1 protein-coding gene and 1 pseudogene are annotated in these 1,086 nt (G+C 65.7%); one reads left to right on the top strand and one right to left on the bottom strand.

The features are described 5' to 3' along the window. A pseudogene (locus ACIKT0_RS18785) lies at positions 1-214 on the top strand (polyprenyl synthetase family protein); the annotation flags it as partial. Positions 215-220: 6 nt separating this feature from the next. Here ACIKT0_RS18785 and phaR read toward each other — a convergent pair. Further along, a complete protein-coding gene (phaR, locus tag ACIKT0_RS18780; RefSeq protein ID WP_407106821.1) occupies positions 221-808 on the bottom strand; it encodes a polyhydroxyalkanoate synthesis repressor PhaR in 588 nt (195 codons plus the stop codon). Positions 809-1,086: the final 278 nt, after the last annotated feature.

The following is a 1,086-nucleotide window of genomic DNA, read 5'->3' as shown; positions in this document are numbered from 1 at the left end:
CGACGCCGAGGGCGCCGCCGCGATCGTGGGCAAGAAGACCGGCAAGGACGCGGCCGCCGGCAAGGCGACCCTGGTGGCGGTCCATGGCGTGGCGGGCGCGAGGCGCCGGCTGGAGACGCTCACCGAGGAGGCGACCGGGGCGCTGGCGGGCTTCGGCGAAGAAGCGGAGCCGCTGCGATCCGCCGCCCGGTTCGTCGCCGCGCGGGACCGCTGAACCGGGCTAGTTCTTGGCCGGCGCCATCTTGTCCAGACGGGCGCGCATCTCGGCCATCTCGCGACGCAGCGTGTCGAGGTCGTTGGGGCTGGTCTCGCGCGGGGCGGACTGGCTCGCCGGGGCCTCCGGCGCCGGCTCCCCCGTGGCCGGGAACACCGAGAACATCCGGAACGCGCGCTCCATCATGGCGACGTTGGTGCGCATCTGCTCTTCGACCGCGGACTGGAACGAACCCGCGCCGAAGGTCTTCATGGTTTCGCGCATCTTGTCCTGGTCACGCGTCAGCGCGCCCATGGAGAGTTCAAGATACTTCGGCACGAAGCTCTGGACGCTGTCGCCATAGAACCGGATGAGCTGCCGCAGGAAGGTGATCGGCAGCAGGTTCTGCCCCTTGTTCTCCTGCTCGAAGATGATCTGCGTCAGCACCTGATGCGTTATGTCGTCGTTCGTCTTGGCGTCCACGACCTGGAAATCTTCGCCGCGCTTCACCATCGAGGCGAGATCTTCGAGGGTGACGTAAGTGCTCGTCCCGGTGTTGTAGAGCCGGCGATTGGCGTATTTCTTGATCGTGATCGCGTTGTTGGTGCTCGACATGTCGCGCTGATCTCTCGCCGGCGAGGGTTTCATTGGTCGTTCTTCCGCGGCGCGATAGCCGCAAAAGCGGCTACGAGAACCGGAACGATAAGGCGAAATCAGCAAACCGGCCAGATTTTTGTGCAGTGCAGAGTAGAACCTTAGGCGGATGAACAAGCATGCGGCTGAAGCTCAGGGGTGACCGGTTGGTCCAGGCGGCGGCGGCCGCGACGCTCGCGCTCACGGCGGCCTGTAGAGGAAGCCGAGGTGGAACAGCTCCATGCGGAAGTCGCTGCGGC

The sequence above is a fragment of the Hansschlegelia beijingensis genome (assembly GCF_045505405.1).
Classification (GTDB): domain Bacteria; phylum Pseudomonadota; class Alphaproteobacteria; order Rhizobiales; family Methylopilaceae; genus Methylopila; species Methylopila beijingensis_A.
The sequence above is the reverse complement of the archived record's forward strand: the minus strand, read 5'-3'. Positions and strand labels throughout refer to the sequence as shown.